Origin of the sequence: Halorubrum tebenquichense DSM 14210, from assembly GCF_000337415.1 — an archaeon.
Taxonomy (GTDB): Archaea; Halobacteriota; Halobacteria; order Halobacteriales; family Haloferacaceae; genus Halorubrum; species Halorubrum tebenquichense.
In genome coordinates, this window is record NZ_AOJD01000053.1 from 1 (window position 1) to 16,767 (window position 16,767).

Here is a 16,767-nt window from a genome sequence, read left to right on the forward strand (position 1 = left end):
TGGTGGTGTCCGGACCGATCTGCGATTTATAAACAGAAGCCGCATCGTAGCGAACTTCTGGGGCTTCGGTGGTGTCCGGACCGATCTGCGATTTATAAACAGAAGCCGCATCGTAGCGAACTTCTGGGGCTTCGGTGGTCGTGTTCTCAGCAACAACCACGTCGGAGCGGCAAGAGGGGATTTCGGCGGTCAGCGCGGTCGACACGGACCGTCAAAGTACGAGACCTTATAAGAACGTCGCGAGTCCCAGCGCTTCGATCAGCGGCACGCCGGCGATGACCGACCCGATCAGGTAACCGCCGATCGCACCGCCGTTCAACAGCGGGAGTCCCGCGTGCGGACGGCCCTGAATTACCCACCGCATCAACACGAGCAGCCCCGCGAGGGTACCGACCATCGCCAGCAGCGCCGGGAGATTCACGCCCAAAACCGGGACCGCGAGGTTCGGGGCCGACGAGAACGTCGCCGCGCTCGCGATCAGCACCGTCGGAATGACGGCGTCGCCCAGCCCGATGAAGAAGGCGTCGCGGTCGCCGGGCTCGGTGGGGTCGCCGGGCTCGGTGGGGTCGCCGGGTTCGGCGGACCCCGCGGCGTCGCCACCCTCGTCCGAAGCGTCCTCGGCGTCCGGAACGGCCTCGCCGTCCGCGTCCAGCTCCTCGTCGTCGCCCACCCCGGCGGCCTCCTCGCTCGCGGTCTCGCCGTCGAGCAGCGAGTACGACAGCGACAGCGGGATCACCAGCACGACGGGGATGTTGAGGTCCATGATCCCCTCGGCGAGCGACAGCATGTGCTCGGTGCCGTACACCGAGATGGCGTCGTAGACGGCGAGCACGGCGAGCAGCAGCAGCGCGGGCAGCAGGCCGAAGGAGATGCCGAACAGCCCGGCCGCGCCCGCCCCCATCAACACGCCCGCGGTGTCTATCACGTACCACTCCGGGTGGACGAGCAGGCCGGCTCCGACCGCGAGCGCCGGCACCGCGGCCGCGAGCGGCGAGACGAGCGCCGAGAAGACGTACCACGAGAGGTACGCGGAAACGCCGACGATCAGCAGGCGGATCGCCCCGTCGAGGTCGTAGCGGAACGCCGCGAGCATCAGCCCGGTCATCGCGACGATGGCGGCGACGTACACGAGACTGTTCGCGGGGTTGTCGGGGTTCTCGACCGCCTGATAGCCGCTCTCGGCGAACTCCGGGACCAGCGCCAGCGCGCCCAGTTGGACGGCGAGGAACAGCCCGACCACGAAGGCGACGCCGCGGTACTCGCGGGGGAACATTCGACCGCCGGTTCGGCGGCCGGGGGCTTCGGCCTTGCGCTTCCGGGGCGCGAACGCCGAGGCCGTCGGCTGTCGGTCGGAAGCGCGGCGCGACAGAACGGGTCCGGGCTCGGTGTGGGAGCGGGTGGGCCCGAACCCAAGCCGGCGGACGACGGACGGTGGAAGCGAGTGGCCGACCGGCCCGCCCCGAAAGGGATGGGGCCGGTCGGATTCGTCCGCGGCGTTTACTTCCTCCGGCGACTGACGTAAGAACGTACCGGCCAAATTATCGATTCGGATACTCCCGTCGCGGCGGCGGGATCCCGGCCGCGCCGTCCTCGAACGAACTCGCACGGTCGCGAGGGAACGAGCGATAGCGGTGGCGACCGCCCGCGGCCGGACCCGGCGAAGCGCGGACGGATACGGGGTGCGGAGACGGGGGGAACGCGGAACGAGCCGAACCGGGGAACGCGACCAGAGACGGAACTGGGCGGGAAGGGACGGAACTGAACGGGAAGCGGCGGAAAGGGGTGGACGAAAGGCGAACGGAGAGGTGGTGGGAGGCGGGCGGACGGGCGACGGCCGGACAGCGGACCCCCAGGCTGTCGTCGGCGACGCCGCCCGGGTGGTCGGGACGGGCGCGCGGATTGTCAGCGCCGAACTCCAACGAGAAAAGCGTCGGACTTCGGCGACCGAACGTACGTGCCTCACGGGTATAAATATGTGAGATCCGGTCGCGGTGCGGCTCGCCGACGACCGCCGACCGGCTCACCGACGGTCCCGGAGCGCCGGGAACTCCTCGCGGACCGCGGCGACCCGGTCGGAATCCACCGTCGCGGTGACGACGCCGGGGTCGTCGCCGACGGACGCGAGCGCGGTCCCCCACGGGTCGTACACCGCGCTCCGGCCGCAGAGCGCGTCGTCGCCGAAGCGACCGCTCCCGTTGACGGCCGCGACGTACGCGAGGTTCTCGATGGCCCGCGCGCGGCCAAGTGTCCGCCAGTGTTCGATCCGGGGGTACGGCCACGCGCTCGGCACCAGCACGCACTCGACGCCGCGGTCGACCATCCCGCGGAACTGCTCGGGGAACCGGAGGTCGTAACAGGTCGTCACGCCGACCGTGACGCCCGCGACCTCCGTCACCGGCGTCCGCTCGCCCGGGACCATCCGGTCCGTCTCCTCGGAGCCGTACCCGAACAGGTGCCGCTTCCGGTAGACGAGGCGGCGCTCGCCGTCGGCGTCGAACAGCACCGCGGCGTTCGCGAGGCCGGACGCCGCCGGCACGTCGACCCCGTCGGCGGCCGACGCCGCGAGGTCCTCGACGACCGTGCCCGCGAGCACCGCCACGTCGTGGTCGTCGGCCGCGGCGGCGAACCGGGCGAGGCGGTCGCCGGCGAGGCTCTCTGCGGCCCGTCCGTACGAGTCGAACGCGAAGTAGCCCACGTCGAACAGCTCGGGGAGGACGACGAGGTCGGCCCCCTCGCCGGCGGCCGCCGCGACCCGGTCGAGCGCGCGGTCGACGTTCTCCGCGACCGCGCCGCCCTCGACTTCCAACTGGACGCCGGCGATCCTCATGCCGGCGACGCCAGCGACGCCCGGAGCGCGTCTTCGAGGTTGTCCAGTTCGGCGTCGAAGTTCCGCTTGAAGAACGACTCGACGCCCGGGAGCCGCCCGTCGACCACGAACTCGTTGGCGAGGCGACAGCCGCCGTCGTCGGTCTCGGTGATCTCGTGTTCGCCGGTGACCCGGAACGCGCGGGACTTCCCGACGAACTTCACCCGGTGCGGGGCGTCGCGCTCGACCTCCTCCGTCTCGACGTCGATGGTCGAGCGGATCATCGGTATCGGCAGCGCGACGTGCCAGGTCGCGCTCCCGTCGTCGTGGACTTCGAAGGAGTCGACCACGCTGATCGCGCCCGCGCGCTGCTCCGCGTCCGAGATGAACGCCCACACGTCGGCCGGCGGCGCGTCGAACTCGAACGTCCGCGAGACTCGAACGGTCATACGATCCCGTTTGGGGCTACGGGGGTTAAAAATGCGCGTCGGCGGAGTCGGGGGCGGGGGCGAAGGACGCGGCGGGGCGGGCTCTCACCCGTCCGGGGTCACGCGCCAGGTCGTCGACTTGGCGCGGCCCCACTTCTCGATGTCGACGTCGTCCGACTTCTCGGCGAGACGGGGGAGCCGCGATCCCACCTGCTTGGCGGTGAGACCGATCGCGTCGGCGATCGTCTTCGAGCGAACGTACCGCTCGCCACGGGTGACGCTGTCCGTGAGGTACGCGAGGATCCGCTGTTCCTCCTCGGTGTACTCGCTCATTGGCGGATATACGGGTCTGACGCTCTTAACGGTTTCTCGTTTTCCGGAACGGACGCCGACGACGCCGCGGAGAGAGACCGAGCTGGCGGCCGACGGAGACGGTGCGGAGAGCCGGTCAGTCGAACAGTTGAACCGCGCCGACGGCGAGCGTCGCGAAGACGAACGCGCCCGCGAATCCCCACGCCTTTCCGAGCTGTCCCGGGTACGCCAGCATCACCACGGCACCGACGACCGCGATGGCACCGAGCGCCAGCGCGACGCCGACCTCCTTGTCCGATTCGATGGAACCCTCGCTCATACGAACCGCTTCGCGGGGGACCACTTAGTTCATGCGAAGCGAGCGACGCGACCGGCGGCGGGCGGTCGGTGAGAAATGCGTCCGAGAAGGCGACGGCCCGCGCGCCTCAGATGATCTCGACGTGTTCGGACGCCTCGTTGAGCGCGAGGTTCGCCGCGATCTCGGCGTTTCGCATCGCGTACTCCGCCGTGTGCTGGAGGCTGACGAGCACCTCCCGAGTCATGAGCAGCGTCTCGTTGTCCAGGTCGTTCGGCAGCTCGTCGAGGATCTCCTGTTCGCGGTCTTCGAGCCGCGAGAACAGGTCGCGGCACTCGACGGTGAGGTCGTAGTCGCGCTCGACGACGGCGCGGACCGCGAGCGCGGTCAGTTCGTCGACCTGGTCGGTGAACTCGCGGATCTGGCGCATCGTGGCGCTGTCGACGTCGAGCGTGTGCCCGTCGGCCTCCATCACGATCTCGGCGATGTCCTCCGCGTTGTCGGCGGTGAGTTCGAGGTTCTTCGCGACGGAGCGGTACCCGATCAGCGGGAAGCCCTCTTCGAGCCCGACCGCGCGGGCGAGGTTCGGGTTCTGGTAGGCGGTGAAGATGAGCCGGAGCAGGAGGACGAAGATCTTGTTCGCCTGCCGCTCCCGGTTGAGCGCGCGCTGCGCGAGGTCGGGGTTGCCGTGCGCGAGCGCCTTCACGGCCTCGCCGCGCATCGTCGAGCCGGTGTTCTCCAACCGTTCGAGCAGGTTGTCGAGGGTGAAGTCCTCGGGGTCGACCGAACAGCGGATCGAGATGTCCTCCGGCGTCTCCTCGATGACGCCGAGGCCCATCAGCTGCGTCTCGGCCTTGTACACCGCGTTGATGTGCTCGCTGTCGAGGGTCCCCTCGCTGCGGACGTGGATCACGCGCCGCCCGAGCACATACTGTGCGACGATGGCGCGTTCGAGCGAGCGCGCGTCGAGCCCGTCGGCGTTGATCACCGCCTCCGACTCCTCGCTGCTCACCGACTCCGGCAGCACCGTGAGCGTCCCTTTGCCCCCCATGCGCAGCGACACCTCGTCGCCTTTGTTCACGCCGTGTTCCTGTGCCCACTCGGCCGGGAGCGTCATCGCCAGCGTCGACGGCCCCAACCGTTGGACCTTCCGCGTTTCCATGCGCGACCGTATCGCGGGATAGACCTTAACGTTGTTCCCATGTTCATTATACGCTTCCCCGGATATACAAGGAAAATTCCCGATCGGCGTTCCTCGCGTGGCCGCGCGACCGACCGCGACGGCGAGCGATCGTCTCGGCGACGGACGACTCGCGCGGGGACGGACGGCTCGCGTGGCGGCGAACGATCCGCGCGCTTATGTCGGTCAGGCGGGGATAACAGGTATGACCGAGCGGGTACTCGTCGTCGACGACTCCTCCTTCCAGCGGACCGTCGTCCGGGATGCGCTGGCGGACCGGTTCGAGGTCGTCGGCGAGGCGGAAAACGGCGCAGAGGCGGTCGAACTCTTCGAGGCGTACGAGCCGGACGCGGTGTCGATGGACGTCGTGATGCCGGAGATGACCGGGATCGAGGCCACGGCCGCGATCAAGGACCGCTGGCCGGACGCGGTGATCGTGATGTGTACGAGCGTCGACCAACAGGAGAAGATGATGGAGGCGGTGAAGGCGGGTGCCGACGGCTACGTGACGAAGCCCGTCGACGCGGAGGAGCTGGTCGGCGAGTTCGAGAGCCACCTCGGCTAGCTCCGCGGTCGCTCGACCGGGTCGCGGGGTTCCGACGGGATCGGACGACCGAAGGACCGTCGAATCAGGCCGGATCGAACGACCGGAGAATCGTCGCGAGCGCGCTCGCCAACTCCTCGAACCGGTCGATCTCCATCGAGTCGGTCGTCAGCCACACGCCGTGGCCGCCGGCGATCACCCGCGTGAGGTATCCGTTCTCGAACACGCGCACGGTGAACCGGTAGTCGCCCAGCTGCGTGTCCGCGTACAGCGACTGCGCGCGGAACCCCTGTCGCTCGTTCTCCGCGAAGCCGACCAGGTCCGCGGTCCGGCTCAGGTCGCTGCGGAGGTACAGCTGTTCGACGTCGTCTTCGGTGAAGTACGTGAGGCTCCGGAGCTCGTCGCCCGTCGCGGTGCGGGCCGCGCTGAGGAGCTCGTCGGTCCGTTCGGTCGGTGGGTGAGACATACGACCACGATCAATGCTCACACACATGAGCGTGTGGGTGGCCGCGCCGAAACCGAGGGCGATGGTCGGGCCGAGCCCGGCACGGCCGAGAGGGACAGAGTTTACCGACTGCCGGGTGATCGCTCGTCTGATGAGCGAGTACGACGACGTCTGCGTCCTGTTGCCGACCATGAACGAGGCCGAGACGGTCGCACGCGTCGTCGCGGACTTCCGCGACGCCGGCTTCGAGCGGCTCCTCGTGATCGACGGCGGGTCGACGGACGAGACCCGGTCGATCGCCCGGGAGGCCGGCGCGCGCGTCGTCGAGCAGTCGGGGCGCGGGAAGGGGCAGGCCGTCAGGGAGGCGGTCCGGGACCACGTGGACGCGTCGTACGTGCTGATGGCCGACGCCGACGCCACCTACGACGCCGGGGACGCGGCGGCGATGCTCGGCCCCCTCCTCGACGGCGACGCCGACCACGTCGTCGGGAACCGGTTCGCCGACATGCGGCCGGGGGCGATGACGCGGCTGAACCGGATCGGGAACCGCCTGATCAACCTCGCGTTCCGGGCGATCCACCGCGAGAACTACCGCGACATCCTCTCGGGGTACCGCGCGTTCACCCGGGAGTCGTTCGAGCGCCTCCACCTCACCGCGGACGGGTTCGGCATCGAGACCGAGATGGCCGTCGAGTGCGTGAAGAACCGCCTCTCGGTGTCGGTGGTGCCGGTCACGTACCGGGAACGCCCCGGCGGCTCGGCGACGAACCTCCACCCGATCCGGGACGGCGGCGTGATCTTCTTGGAGCTGTACCGCAAGGCGAAGACGAACAACCCCCTGTTCTACTTCGGCAGCGCCGGCGTGGCGTCGACCGCGGCGGGGATCCTGTTGGCGGCGTTCGTGCTGTACCGGTACCTCGCGTTCGGGATCAGCCACGAGGTGATCGCCGTCGGCGCGGTCGGGGCGACGATCCTCGGGATCCAGCTGCTCGTCTTCGGCGTCCTCGCCGACATGATCCACTCGCTCCACGTGGAGCAGATCGAGCGGTACGAACGGGCGGTCGACGACCGAGCGCCCCGGCGTCCGTCGGAGGTCGGGGAACCCGACGCCGCCGAGGGCCGGGGCCCCGATGCCCGCGGCGGGGAGTCCGCGCGCCGCGAGGGGCCGGGCGACGCCCGCGACTGACCGACGGTAGGGTCCCGGCGGCCGACGGTCTGCGGGCGGCGCGATCCGGGATACCATCGCTTTTGTCGCTCCGGGGACTTCCTCGGGTATGAGCTCCCGTGGCACGTCGTTGCGAGACAGGATCCGCGAACCGGAGTACACCGGGGAGAACCGCTGCGTTCCGTGTACCGTGCTGAACGTGGCGCTCGCCGCGGCGCTGACCGCGGCGTCAGCGGTGTTCGGCCCGGTGGTCGCGGCGGCCGTGCTGACCGCGTCGCTGGGGAGCATCTACTACCGAGGCTACCTGGTCCCCGGCACGCCGGAACTCACGAAGCGGTACCTCCCCGACCGCGTGCTCCGCCTGTTCGGGAAGGCCTCCGAGGGTCCCCGAGACGGCTGGGAGGCGGGCGGGCGGTCCGGCGAGGTGACGGTGACCACGTTCGAGGCGGACCAGAGCGCCGAGGGCGTGATCGAGGTCGACGCCGGCTCCGCAGACGGGGCCGGGGATCGATCCGCGGACGGAGCCGGCGACTCGCCAGCGGACGACGAGCCGGAGTTCGAGACGGTGGAACGGATCCGCGACCAGCGCGAGAACGCCGTGGATCCGACCGAGTTCCTGCTCGATATCGGCGTCGTCGAGCCGACGGACGACGGCGCGGACCTCGTCTTCGAGGACGGCTTCGCCGAGGCGGTCGCGTCGCGCGTCTCGTCGCTCGAACGTGAGGACGTGCGGGCGGAGACGCTCGCCGAGATGTTCGGCGTGAGCACGGACGACGTCGACTTCGAGGACCGAGAGTACCCCGCGGTGACGGTCTTACGGCGCGTTCGGAAGTGGCCAGGCGACGGCGCGTACCTCGCGGACGTGGCGTCGCACCTCGCGCTCGTCGAGCGCACCGATCGGTGGCTCGACGTCCCCGCCGAACAGCGGCTCGCCATCCTCCAGTCGCTCCGGTCGTTCCTCTCCTCGTGTCCGGTCTGCGGCGGCGAGGTCGCCGCGACCGCGGACACCGTCGAGTCCTGCTGTATGGCCCACGAGGTGGTCGCGATCCGGTGTGAGGGCTGCGGCGAACACGTCCTCGAACTCGAACCGGAGAAGATCGCGACGCCGGGCGAGGACACGGGAATCACGCCGTAAGCCGGCGTAAGCGAGTTCTCACCCCATCTCGACCCGCGGGTCGAGGTAGCCGTACGCCATGTCCTGAACGACGTTCCCGACCACGCCGACGCCGATGACGACGACGGCCCACGCGCTGTTGGGACTGGAGGAGCCGACGGCCGGCGAGGTCCGCTTCGACGGCACGCCGGTCTCGGAGCTGACCGGGGCGGACCGACGGGAGTTCCGTCGGCGCACGCAGCTTATCGTTCAAGACCCGAACGACGCGCTCGACCCGCGGATGACGGTGGGGGAGGCGGTCGCCGAACCCCTCCGGATCCACGGGCTCGACGACGCCGAGCGGCGGCGCGCTGTCGTCGCCGACATCCTCGAACGCGTCGGGCTGTCGGCGGACGACCTGAACCGATACCCGCACGAGTTCTCCGGCGGCGAGAAACAGCGGGTCTCGATCGCGCGGGCGCTCGTCGTCAGCCCGGACCTCATCGTCGCGGACGAGCCGACGAGCGCGCTCGACGCCCGAGTGCGGTCCGAGGTCCTCGACCTCTTGGACCGGATCCGGCGCGAGTTCGACGTCGCCCTCCTCTTTATCAGCCACGACCTCGATGTCGTCCGGCGGAGCTGTGACCGGGTGGCGGTGATGTACCTCGGCGAAATCGTCGAGCGCGGCGCGACCGAGACCGTGCTGGCGGACCCGGCCCACCCCTACACGCGGGTGTTGCTCTCCTCCGTCCCCTCCCTCGACCCGGCGGACCGAGAGCTCGGTCGGCCGCTGACCGACACCGTCCCGGACCCGAGCGACCCGCCGTCGGGCTGCCGGTTCCACCCCCGGTGTCCGGACGTGATCCCCCCGGACGACCTCTCGGTGTCCGCGACGACGTGGCGAGCGATCGCCGAGTTCAGGTTCTCCGTTCAGGCGGGAGAGCTCCCGGAGGACGCGGTCGGAGACCCCGGAACGGACGATCACGGGGACGACGCCGAGGACCCCGCGGCGGCGGTCCGACGCGCCGTCGACCTCGGGGCCGAGCTCCCCGACCCCGACGCGGAGGCCGCAGTCGACGACGCGGCCCGGTGGCTCGCGGACGGCGACGTCGACGCCGCCGACGAAGTGCTGGCAGCGGCCTTCCCCAGCGTCTGCGAGCGCGAGACGCCGGCGGCCGTCGAGCGACCGACCGTGGACGAAGGAGAACGGCGGAAAGCCGGGAGCGTCAGCTGTCTCCGGCACAGTCGAGAGAGCGCAGAAGCGGTCCGGTCGGACGGAAACGGCGATTAGCGGACGATCCGCACCGTCGTCTCGTCGGTCAGGCCGCGCTCCTCGGCGTTCGTCGCGTTGATCGCGGCACCGATGGTGTAGCTTCCGACGCCCGCCGGCTCCCACTCGCTGTCGGAGACCCTGAACAGCTGGTCCCACCGCTTCCGGAACTCCTTGCGTTCGCCGCGGTCGAACGAGAGCGTCCCCTCCTCGTCCGGCGGGTCTCGGATCGGGACCTCCGCGGCCTCGACGTTGCCGTCGACGGTCCACTCCCAGAGGAGCGGAGAAACGGTCGGGACCGATATCGGCACCGGCAGGCGGTTGCGGAGGGTCACGCGGAACGGGACCGGCTCGCCGACCTCGTACTCGTCGTCGGACGTCTCCACGGACACCGAGACCGGGAGGTGCCGGAACCGCCGAGGGATCAGGAGGTCGCTCAGCGTCGACGACGGGACGGACCGGAGCGCCTGAAGCTTGGTCTGTCGCTCTTTCTCCGACGGCGCGTGGGCCTCCTCGTCGTCGCGGTGGAGGGCGTTCGACTCGTAGATCCGACGCATTGGCGGCGTTACGGGGAGCGAGGGATAAAGGGTTACGCAGGAGGGCACTCGGCGCGGCCGAGTCCGATCGAGGGCCGCGGTCTCGACTACGCCGCGTTACCGAAGGTCTCCCGCTCGGAGTCGAACCGGTCGTCGAACCGGAGACACGAGATGTGGTGGTCGTCGCTCACCCCGTACGTGCCCGGCTCGTGCGTCGAGCAGGGCGTGGTGAACGCGTCGTCCAGGGTCGTCGCCGCCGCCGACAGCTGCTCGTCGGCGAGCAGGTCGATCGCCTCCGAGACCGCGGCCTCCGCGTCGTCGTCGGAGAGCCGATCCGGGAGGTCGAACTCGGTGCGGACCATCCGGCCGAGCTCCTCGCGCGACGCGTCCGTCGGGTCGAGCCGCGACCCCTCGGTGTCGCTCTCGAGCTCCGCCGTCACCGACCCGACCGAGTCCGCCTCCCGGGTCCGGAGCTTCAGGTCCATGACCGACCGCCACGCCTCCTGCGAGAGGTCGTAGTCGGCGTCGCGGATCACCTTCGGACACCGGGTGTGGAACCGGCAGCCGGAGGGGGGGTCGAGCGGGGACGGAACGGTCCCGGACAGGAAGATCTGCTCGCCCTCCCACAGCGGGTCCGGCTCGGGGATCGCCGAGAGGAGCGCCTCCGAGTACGGGTGGTAGGGCGGTTCGAACACCTCCTCCGTCGGCGCGATCTCCGCGATCTCGCCGAGGTACATCACCGCGATCCGGTCGGAGATGTGCTCGACGACGCTGAGGTCGTGCGCGATGAACACGTACGAGAGGCCGAACTCCTCTTGTAGGTTCTCCATGAGGTTGAGGATCTGCGCCTGAACGCTCACGTCGAGCGCGGACACCGGCTCGTCGCAGACGATCACCTCTGGGTCGACGGCGAGCGCGCGGGCGATCCCGATCCGCTGGCGCTGGCCCCCGGAGAACTCGTGCGGGTAGCGGTTCGCGTGGCTCGGGTTCAGGCCGACGGTCTCCAGCAGCTCGTAGATCCGTTCCTGCCGCTCCTCGCCGCTCGCGATGTCGTGAATGTCGAGCGGCTCACCGATGATGTCGCCGACCGTCAGCCGGGGGTTCAGACTGGAGAACGGGTCCTGGAAGATGTACTGGACGTCTTTCCGGAGGTTGCGGAGGTCGGAGCTGGACAGCTCCGTGATGTCCTCGCCCTTGTAGTAGACGGAGCCGCCCGTCGGTTCGACCAGACGGAGCATGCTCCGGCCGAGCGTCGTCTTCCCGCACCCGGACTCGCCGACGACGCCGAGCGTCTCGCCCTCGTGGAGTTCGAGGTCGACGCCGTCGACCGCCTTCACCCACTGCGACCGGCCGAGGAGCTTGTCGACGAACCCGCCGGTCGAGTCGTAGTACTTCTCTAACCCCTCGACGCGGAGGATCGGTTCGGCGCTACTCATCGCGATCACCCTCGACGTACCCCGCGGCCGCGCCGTCCGCCGACCCGGTCGTCTCGACGGAGTACGTGAGTCCCTGCGAGAGCCCCTCCGTGTACTCGAGACAGGCCGCGGCGTGTTCCGTGTCGAGCGTCGCCTCCGCTCCCGACTCCACGTCGGTGAGCGGCGGCTCCTTGCGCGTACACTTCTCCTCGGCGAACGGACAGCGCGGGTGGAAGCTACATCCGGAGGGAAGCTCGACGAGGTCGGGCATCACGCCCGGGATCGTCTGGAGCCGCTCCCGCTTGTCGTTGACGCGGGGGATCGAGCTCATGAGCCCGACCGTGTACGGGTGTTTCGGGTCGTAGTACAGCTCCTCGACGGGAGCCTTCTCGACGGGTTTCCCGGCGTACATCACCATGACGCGGTCGCACACCTCGGCGATGACGCCGAGGTCGTGGGTGATGAGCTGGATCGCCGTGTCGAACTCGTCGGCCAGCTCCCTGAGCTCGTCCAAGATCTGCGCCTCGATGGTCACGTCGAGCGCGGTCGTCGGCTCGTCCGCGACGATCAGGTCGGGGTCACACGACAGGGCCATCGCGATGATCGCCCGCTGTTGCATCCCGCCGGAGAACTCGTGCGGGTAGTCGGAGAACCGCTCTTCGGCCTCCGGGATGCCGACGCGGTCGAGCAGCTGGATCGTTCGCGCCTTCGCCTCCTCGGACGAGTAGTCGAGGTGGTGTTCGATCGCCTCCGCGATCTGGCCGCCCACCGTGTACACCGGGTTGAGCGCCGTCTGCGCGTCCTGGAAGATCATCGAGATCTCGTCGCCGCGGATCGAGCGGATCTCCGACTCGGACATCTCCAGTAGGTTCTCGCCTTTGAACAGGATCTCGCCGCTCTCGATCTGGCCCGGACTGTCGATCAGCCGCAGCACGGAGAGCGCCGTGACGCTTTTGCCCGCGCCGCTCTCGCCGACCACGCCGAACTTCTCGCCGCGCTCGATGCGGTACGAGAGGTCGTCGACGGCGGTCACCACGCCCTCCTGAGTGTAGAAACGGACGGTGAGGTCCTTCACTTCCAGCAGCGCCATCAGTCCTCACCCCCGCGGCCGACACCCGTCTGCTGTGCGTCCAGTGCGTCGTTGATACCGTCGCCGATCATGTTCATTGACATCACGAAGATGAAGATCGCCCCACCGGGGTACACGGTCGCCCACCAGGGGATCTGACCGCCCGGCCCCTGAATGAGCGTCGACCGCGTGGCGTTCAGCATGGTGCCCCACTCGGCCGAACTGGGGTCTAACCCGAGTCCGAGGAAGCCGAGCGCGGCGACGCCGATGACGACGCTCCCGATGTTGAGCGACGCCAGCACGATGAGCGGCGGCATCGCGTTGGGAGCGATGTGTCTGAAGACGACCGAACGGTCGCGCGCGCCGAGCGCCTTCGCCGCCATCACGTACTCGTTTTCCTTGATCTTCAGCACTTCCCCTCTCACCAGGCGGCCGTACCCGGCCCAGCCGAAGAGGCTGAACGCCAAGACGAGCTGCCAGTAGCCGCCGCCGAGGATGGCGACGATGATGAGCGCCAGGATGAGCCCGGGGAACGCGAAGATGGTGTCGACGATCCGCATCATCAGCTCGTCGACGTTGCCGCCGTAGTAGCCCGAGATGGAGCCGTAGATCAGGCCGAACGACGCCGTGAGTCCGACGACGATGAAGCCGATCGAGAGGCTGTACCGGCCGCCGACGAGGAGCCGCGAGAACAGGTCGCGGCCGGAGCCGTCGACGCCCATCGGGTACTGCCACGAGGGCGGGTCGTACACCTCGACGCTCGGGTCGACGCCGAGATACAGGATCGTCGTCGGGTCGTACGGGGCCAGCGAGAACGGCTGGACGACGACGCCGAACACCTCGATGGGACGCGCGAACAGCGCCGCCAACGACATCAGAACGACGATGACGAGCGCGCCCATCGCGGAGCGGTTCCGCTTGAACTTCCGGAGGCCGCGCCGCCAGCGACCGACGGTCTCGCCGCTCGATTCGTCGGTCCAGTCGGACATCGGTTCTCTGTCTCTGACGCGGTCCGAATCGAATCCCGAGATGCGGATCCGGCCGCGTTCGTCGTGAGTTTGTCGGTCAGTCATATCGGATCCTCGGGTCGAGCGCCGCGTACACGATGTCGGCGACGAGGTTCGCGAGAATGACGAAGAACCCGGTGAACAGGGTGATCGCCATGACGACGTTGATCTCTCGCTGATTGATGGCGTCGATGAACTCCCGTCCGAGCCCCGGCCAGTTGAACACGACCTCCACGACGACCGAGCCGGCCACGATAGAGGCCGTGAGCGTCGCCGCGAGCGTGACGACCGAGATCAGGGAGTTCCGCAGCACGTGTTTGAGTATCACCGTGCGCTCGGGGAGCCCCTTCGCGCGCGCGGCGGTGACGTACTCCTTGTTCAGTTCCTCCGTCATCGACGTCCGCATCACGCGCATGATGCTCGCCGCCGAGGCGGTCCCGATGGTGATCCCCGGGAGGATGAGATACCGCAGCATCTCCGGGGAGATGAGCGACGATCTCGACGGCGCTAACACCGGGAAGAGACCCAGATACAGCGAGAATATCAGGATCAACATCAGGCCGAGCCAGAAGTTCGGGATCGAGATCCCGGACAGCGCGAGGAAGCGGCTGACGGTGTCGCCGAGCTGGTCCTTGTTGACCGCCGCGTAGACCCCCGCCGGGATGGCGATGATGAGCGCGAACGCCCAGCCGAAGAGACCGAGCGCGACGGTCTCGGGGAGCCGGGTCCACACGATGTCGGAGACCTCGCGCCCCGTCTGGAGCTCCTGGCCGAAGTCGCCGACGAGCACGTTCGAGATCCAGTCCAGGTACTGCTCCCAGACGGGACCCGAGAGTCCCCAGCGTTCGCGGAGCGCGGCCTCTTCGGCCGCCGTCACGTCCGGGTTCAATGCGACGAGTTGGGTGACCGGGTCGCCGGGAGTCAGGTGGAACATCCCGAAGGTGATCACCGACACCCCGAACATGATCGGGATTATTGATAGCGTTCGCTTCAGTATGAAACGTTGGAGGCTCATCGTTGCGTGGTTACCGTGGTGGGTTCAGCTGTCAGTAGATGTAATGCGGTCATTCGTGTGATCGAAACGGGGCGTTCGCGGAGCGTCAGTTGTCCGCGGCGACCTGTTCAAGCAGCTCTTCGGCGCGCTCGACGCTGTACTCGTTCATCGGTCGGAGCTCCTCCTCCAGAGCCTCGGCGTCGGCGGTCCCGCTCCCCTGCGCCAGCTGCGGGATCGGGGTCCAGGCCGGTCGGCCGTAGCCGCTGAACACGTTCTCGACGATCCGCTCGCGGGGGATCAGGTGGTTGATCGCCTGCCGGAGCCGGGCGTCGTCGAACGGGGCGACGTTGACCGGGTACTGGATGTACTCGTAGCCGCCCGTCTCGACGCTGTAGACCAGGAACTCCTCCGAGGAGTCGAAGTCGTCGAGCGTCGACGTGTTGATCCCGTACGTGGAGTCGATCTCGCCGTTCTGAAGCGCACCGGACCGGGTGGAGTCGTCGGGGACGATCTCGACCTCGAACCCGTCGAGGACCGGCCCGTCGGGGAAGTCGCTGGAGCCGTCGAACCAGCTGAACGCCTCGCTGACGCCCTTCTGTTCGGTCCAGTAGTTGTCGAACTTCGTGACCTCGTAGTACTGGGCGTCCTCGAACTCGGAGAACTCGTAGGGGCCCGTCCCGATCGGGGTGTTACCCTCGCGCGGGTCGATGTTGCCCTTCTCGACCTCCTCGATCTGCGTGGCGTTGAGGATGAGCGGCGAGGGGAGCTCGCGTTCGGCCTCGGCGTCGGCGACCTGCGCGTACAGGTCGACCGTGTACTCGTCCACCTGGACCGCGGCCAGCAGCGAGTCGAACGTCTGTGCGGAGATGTCCGAGTTCTCGACGTACTCGAAGGTCGCGACCACGTCCTCCGCGGTGAGCTCGTCGCCGTTGTGGAACTCGACGCCTTCCTGGAGGTTGTACCGGTACTGCATCCCGTAGGTGCCGTCCTCGATCGCCTCGGTGGCGTCGTCGGGGAGCAGGACGCGGACCTCGTCGTCCTCGGCGGGGTTGTCATCCGGGTGCGGGACGACGACCTGCTCGTCCGTGTCTGTCGCGCCCTCCTCGGTGGTGCCGACCGTCGACATGTAGTCCGCGTACGCGGTCCGGTCGATGTCGTTCGTGTCGCGCAGTTCGTAGCTCTCGGCGAGCCACGGGTAGACGTTACCCTGCGCGTCGTTTACCGTCAGCCCCTCGAAGATGAACCCCTGCGCCAGCGTCGAGGTCGTGTCGGTGCTGTGCGGGGGGTCGAACGACTCGATGTTCGCGCCCACCGCGAGCGACAGCGTGCCGCCCTCGGAGAGGTCCGAGAGGTCGGAGTCGCCCGCGGTGTTCTCGCGGTCGACCCACATGATCTGCTCGTCCTGCGGCGCGAACATGTTGTAGCTGTACATCCCCTCCTGGAACGGCCACATCTCGAACCCGTGGAGGTCCGTGTTCGAGACCGAGGTGGCGAGGTTGAAGTGGGTGATCGAGCTGTACCGGTTGTCCGCGAGGTAGTTCCAGACCTCGTCGTACCGCTCTCCGCGGAGTTCGGCGTCCGCGGCGACGTCGACGCCGTACCGCGCGGAGTCCATCAGGTCGTCCAGCTCGGAGTCGTTGATCCCGTTGAGGTTACAACACTGGCCGACGTTGTCGGAGTGGTGGAGCGCGTTACAGAAGCTTCCGGGGTTGAACGTCCCGGAGAGGCCGATACACGGGACGTACCCGTTGTTCTGGTATTCGGGGTCGAGGACGCGGCCGACGTACGTGTTCCACTCGTACGTCTCGACGGTCGTGTTGAAGTAGCCGGTCTGCTCCATCGACTCGGCGATGAGCTCGACCATCTGAAGCCGGTCGCTGTTGTCGGCGTTGACTTCGAGCTGAACGTCGAGGGGGAAGAGCTCTCCGTCGCCGCCGTCCCCGCCATCGCCACCGTCGCCGCCGTCGGATTGGCCGCCACACCCGGCCAGGCTGGCTGCGCCGGCCGCCCCGATGGTGGCGATAACGTTACGTCGATTTATGTTTTGTTTGGAATCGGATGCGTTGTGCCGACTTGGCATACCACATCGTACAACCGATTACTATAATATGTTACGATACGCCGAGAGAGTACGTTTGGAAGGCATTATTGGACAAAGTGTAATTTATCTACGCACTTGTAGCTCAAAATACAAATATTTGCGACTAC

Annotated in this window: 18 protein-coding genes; 4 read left to right on the forward strand and 14 right to left on the reverse strand. The window is 68.2% G+C overall.

Annotated features, from left to right (window positions below; all coding sequences use genetic code 11):
* The 7 genes from C472_RS17005 to C472_RS09975 all read right to left on the reverse strand — a co-directional run.
* Positions 1 to 205 (reverse strand): hypothetical protein (locus C472_RS17005; protein ID WP_152420632.1); only part of this gene is annotated, 205 nt, incomplete at its 3' end.
* 21 nt (positions 206 to 226) lie between these two features.
* Positions 227 to 1,273 carry a presenilin family intramembrane aspartyl protease PSH gene (locus tag C472_RS09950; protein WP_006629701.1) on the reverse strand — a complete coding sequence of 349 codons (1,047 nt, stop codon included), beginning with the start codon at positions 1,271 to 1,273 and terminating at the stop codon, positions 227 to 229.
* 747 nt (positions 1,274 to 2,020) lie between these two features.
* Complete coding sequence (locus C472_RS09955; protein WP_006629702.1) at positions 2,021 to 2,827, reverse strand: nitrilase-related carbon-nitrogen hydrolase; 807 nt, start codon at positions 2,825 to 2,827, stop codon at positions 2,021 to 2,023.
* The gene (locus tag C472_RS09960; RefSeq protein WP_006629703.1) at positions 2,824 to 3,255 is read right to left on the reverse strand and encodes a CoxG family protein; all 432 of its coding nucleotides are present in this window, start codon (positions 3,253 to 3,255) and stop codon (positions 2,824 to 2,826) included. Before C472_RS09960 ends, C472_RS09955 begins: the two co-directional genes overlap by 4 nt.
* An 84-nt stretch (positions 3,256 to 3,339) precedes the next feature.
* Positions 3,340 to 3,567: a DUF7123 family protein gene (locus C472_RS09965; RefSeq protein WP_004598402.1), complete on the reverse strand. Its 228-nt coding sequence runs from the start codon at positions 3,565 to 3,567 to the stop codon at positions 3,340 to 3,342.
* Positions 3,568 to 3,682: 115 nt separating this feature from the next.
* Positions 3,683 to 3,865 carry a DUF7525 family protein gene (locus tag C472_RS09970; protein ID WP_004598401.1) on the reverse strand — a complete coding sequence of 61 codons (183 nt, stop codon included), beginning with the start codon at positions 3,863 to 3,865 and terminating at the stop codon, positions 3,683 to 3,685.
* A gap of 106 nt (positions 3,866 to 3,971) precedes the next feature.
* Positions 3,972 to 5,003, reverse strand: coding sequence for a phosphate signaling complex PhoU family protein (locus C472_RS09975; RefSeq protein WP_006629704.1), 1,032 nt, complete (start codon positions 5,001 to 5,003; stop codon positions 3,972 to 3,974).
* 223 nt (positions 5,004 to 5,226) lie between these two features.
* Between C472_RS09975 and C472_RS09980 the strand changes: the two genes are divergently transcribed.
* Positions 5,227 to 5,586, forward strand: a complete 360-nt coding sequence (locus tag C472_RS09980; RefSeq protein ID WP_006629705.1) for a response regulator — start codon at positions 5,227 to 5,229, stop codon at positions 5,584 to 5,586.
* A 64-nt stretch (positions 5,587 to 5,650) separates the two neighbouring features.
* Here the strand turns inward: C472_RS09980 and C472_RS09985 are convergent, their stop codons facing one another.
* Positions 5,651 to 6,031, reverse strand: coding sequence for a DUF7522 family protein (locus C472_RS09985; protein WP_006629706.1), 381 nt, complete (start codon positions 6,029 to 6,031; stop codon positions 5,651 to 5,653).
* Between the two features lie 130 nt (positions 6,032 to 6,161).
* On the opposite strand from C472_RS09985, the gene aglJ reads away from it, so the two are divergent.
* From aglJ to C472_RS10000, 3 genes are all read left to right on the forward strand, one after another.
* Positions 6,162 to 7,196 carry an S-layer glycoprotein N-glycosyltransferase AglJ gene (aglJ, locus tag C472_RS09990; RefSeq protein ID WP_006629707.1) on the forward strand — a complete coding sequence of 345 codons (1,035 nt, stop codon included), beginning with the start codon at positions 6,162 to 6,164 and terminating at the stop codon, positions 7,194 to 7,196.
* Between the two features lie 88 nt (positions 7,197 to 7,284).
* A complete protein-coding gene (locus C472_RS09995; protein ID WP_006629708.1) occupies positions 7,285 to 8,310 on the forward strand; it encodes a hypothetical protein in 1,026 nt (341 codons plus the stop codon).
* A 94-nt stretch (positions 8,311 to 8,404) separates the two neighbouring features.
* The gene (locus tag C472_RS10000) at positions 8,405 to 9,559 is read left to right on the forward strand and encodes an oligopeptide/dipeptide ABC transporter ATP-binding protein (protein ID WP_006629709.1); all 1,155 of its coding nucleotides are present in this window, start codon (positions 8,405 to 8,407) and stop codon (positions 9,557 to 9,559) included.
* Here the strand turns inward: C472_RS10000 and C472_RS10005 are convergent.
* The 6 genes from C472_RS10005 to C472_RS10030 form a co-directional block, all read right to left on the reverse strand.
* Positions 9,556 to 10,095, reverse strand: a complete 540-nt coding sequence (locus C472_RS10005; RefSeq protein ID WP_006629710.1) for a hypothetical protein — start codon at positions 10,093 to 10,095, stop codon at positions 9,556 to 9,558. The two genes, C472_RS10000 and C472_RS10005, sit on opposite strands and share 4 nt — an antisense overlap.
* 86 nt (positions 10,096 to 10,181) lie before the next feature.
* Complete coding sequence (locus C472_RS10010; protein WP_049906518.1) at positions 10,182 to 11,510, reverse strand: ABC transporter ATP-binding protein; 1,329 nt, start codon at positions 11,508 to 11,510, stop codon at positions 10,182 to 10,184.
* Positions 11,503 to 12,579 carry an ABC transporter ATP-binding protein gene (locus C472_RS10015; protein WP_006629712.1) on the reverse strand — a complete coding sequence of 359 codons (1,077 nt, stop codon included), beginning with the start codon at positions 12,577 to 12,579 and terminating at the stop codon, positions 11,503 to 11,505. Before C472_RS10015 ends, C472_RS10010 begins: the two co-directional genes overlap by 8 nt.
* Positions 12,579 to 13,631 carry an ABC transporter permease gene (locus tag C472_RS10020; protein WP_006629713.1) on the reverse strand — a complete coding sequence of 351 codons (1,053 nt, stop codon included), beginning with the start codon at positions 13,629 to 13,631 and terminating at the stop codon, positions 12,579 to 12,581. Before C472_RS10020 ends, C472_RS10015 begins: the two co-directional genes overlap by 1 nt.
* Positions 13,624 to 14,580: an ABC transporter permease gene (locus C472_RS10025; RefSeq protein ID WP_162832665.1), complete on the reverse strand. Its 957-nt coding sequence runs from the start codon at positions 14,578 to 14,580 to the stop codon at positions 13,624 to 13,626. The genes C472_RS10020 and C472_RS10025 overlap by 8 nt, the downstream gene beginning before the upstream one ends.
* 85 nt (positions 14,581 to 14,665) lie before the next feature.
* Complete coding sequence (locus tag C472_RS10030) at positions 14,666 to 16,423, reverse strand: ABC transporter substrate-binding protein (protein WP_006629715.1); 1,758 nt, start codon at positions 16,421 to 16,423, stop codon at positions 14,666 to 14,668.
* Positions 16,424 to 16,767: the final 344 nt, after the last annotated feature.

What these genes read in the sequence shown, in the direction of transcription:
- C472_RS09950 (WP_006629701.1), bottom strand. Translation starts at nt 1,273, where the DNA reads ATGTTCCCCCGCGAGTACCGCGGCGTCGCCTTCGTGGTCGGGCTGTTC.
- C472_RS09955 (WP_006629702.1), bottom strand. Translation starts at nt 2,827, where the DNA reads ATGAGGATCGCCGGCGTCCAGTTGGAAGTCGAGGGCGGCGCGGTCGCG.
- C472_RS09960 (WP_006629703.1), bottom strand. Translation starts at nt 3,255, where the DNA reads ATGACCGTTCGAGTCTCGCGGACGTTCGAGTTCGACGCGCCGCCGGCC.
- C472_RS09965 (WP_004598402.1), bottom strand. Translation starts at nt 3,567, where the DNA reads ATGAGCGAGTACACCGAGGAGGAACAGCGGATCCTCGCGTACCTCACG.
- C472_RS09970 (WP_004598401.1), bottom strand. Translation starts at nt 3,865, where the DNA reads ATGAGCGAGGGTTCCATCGAATCGGACAAGGAGGTCGGCGTCGCGCTG.
- C472_RS09975 (WP_006629704.1), bottom strand. Translation starts at nt 5,003, where the DNA reads ATGGAAACGCGGAAGGTCCAACGGTTGGGGCCGTCGACGCTGGCGATG.
- C472_RS09980 (WP_006629705.1), top strand. Translation starts at nt 5,227, where the DNA reads ATGACCGAGCGGGTACTCGTCGTCGACGACTCCTCCTTCCAGCGGACC.
- C472_RS09985 (WP_006629706.1), bottom strand. Translation starts at nt 6,031, where the DNA reads ATGTCTCACCCACCGACCGAACGGACCGACGAGCTCCTCAGCGCGGCC.
- aglJ (WP_006629707.1), top strand. Translation starts at nt 6,162, where the DNA reads ATGAGCGAGTACGACGACGTCTGCGTCCTGTTGCCGACCATGAACGAG.
- C472_RS09995 (WP_006629708.1), top strand. Translation starts at nt 7,285, where the DNA reads ATGAGCTCCCGTGGCACGTCGTTGCGAGACAGGATCCGCGAACCGGAG.
- C472_RS10000 (WP_006629709.1), top strand. Translation starts at nt 8,405, where the DNA reads ATGACGACGACGGCCCACGCGCTGTTGGGACTGGAGGAGCCGACGGCC.
- C472_RS10005 (WP_006629710.1), bottom strand. Translation starts at nt 10,095, where the DNA reads ATGCGTCGGATCTACGAGTCGAACGCCCTCCACCGCGACGACGAGGAG.
- C472_RS10010 (WP_049906518.1), bottom strand. Translation starts at nt 11,510, where the DNA reads ATGAGTAGCGCCGAACCGATCCTCCGCGTCGAGGGGTTAGAGAAGTAC.
- C472_RS10015 (WP_006629712.1), bottom strand. Translation starts at nt 12,579, where the DNA reads ATGGCGCTGCTGGAAGTGAAGGACCTCACCGTCCGTTTCTACACTCAG.
- C472_RS10020 (WP_006629713.1), bottom strand. Translation starts at nt 13,631, where the DNA reads ATGACTGACCGACAAACTCACGACGAACGCGGCCGGATCCGCATCTCG.
- C472_RS10025 (WP_162832665.1), bottom strand. Translation starts at nt 14,580, where the DNA reads ATGAGCCTCCAACGTTTCATACTGAAGCGAACGCTATCAATAATCCCG.
- C472_RS10030 (WP_006629715.1), bottom strand. Translation starts at nt 16,423, where the DNA reads ATGGTCGAGCTCATCGCCGAGTCGATGGAGCAGACCGGCTACTTCAAC.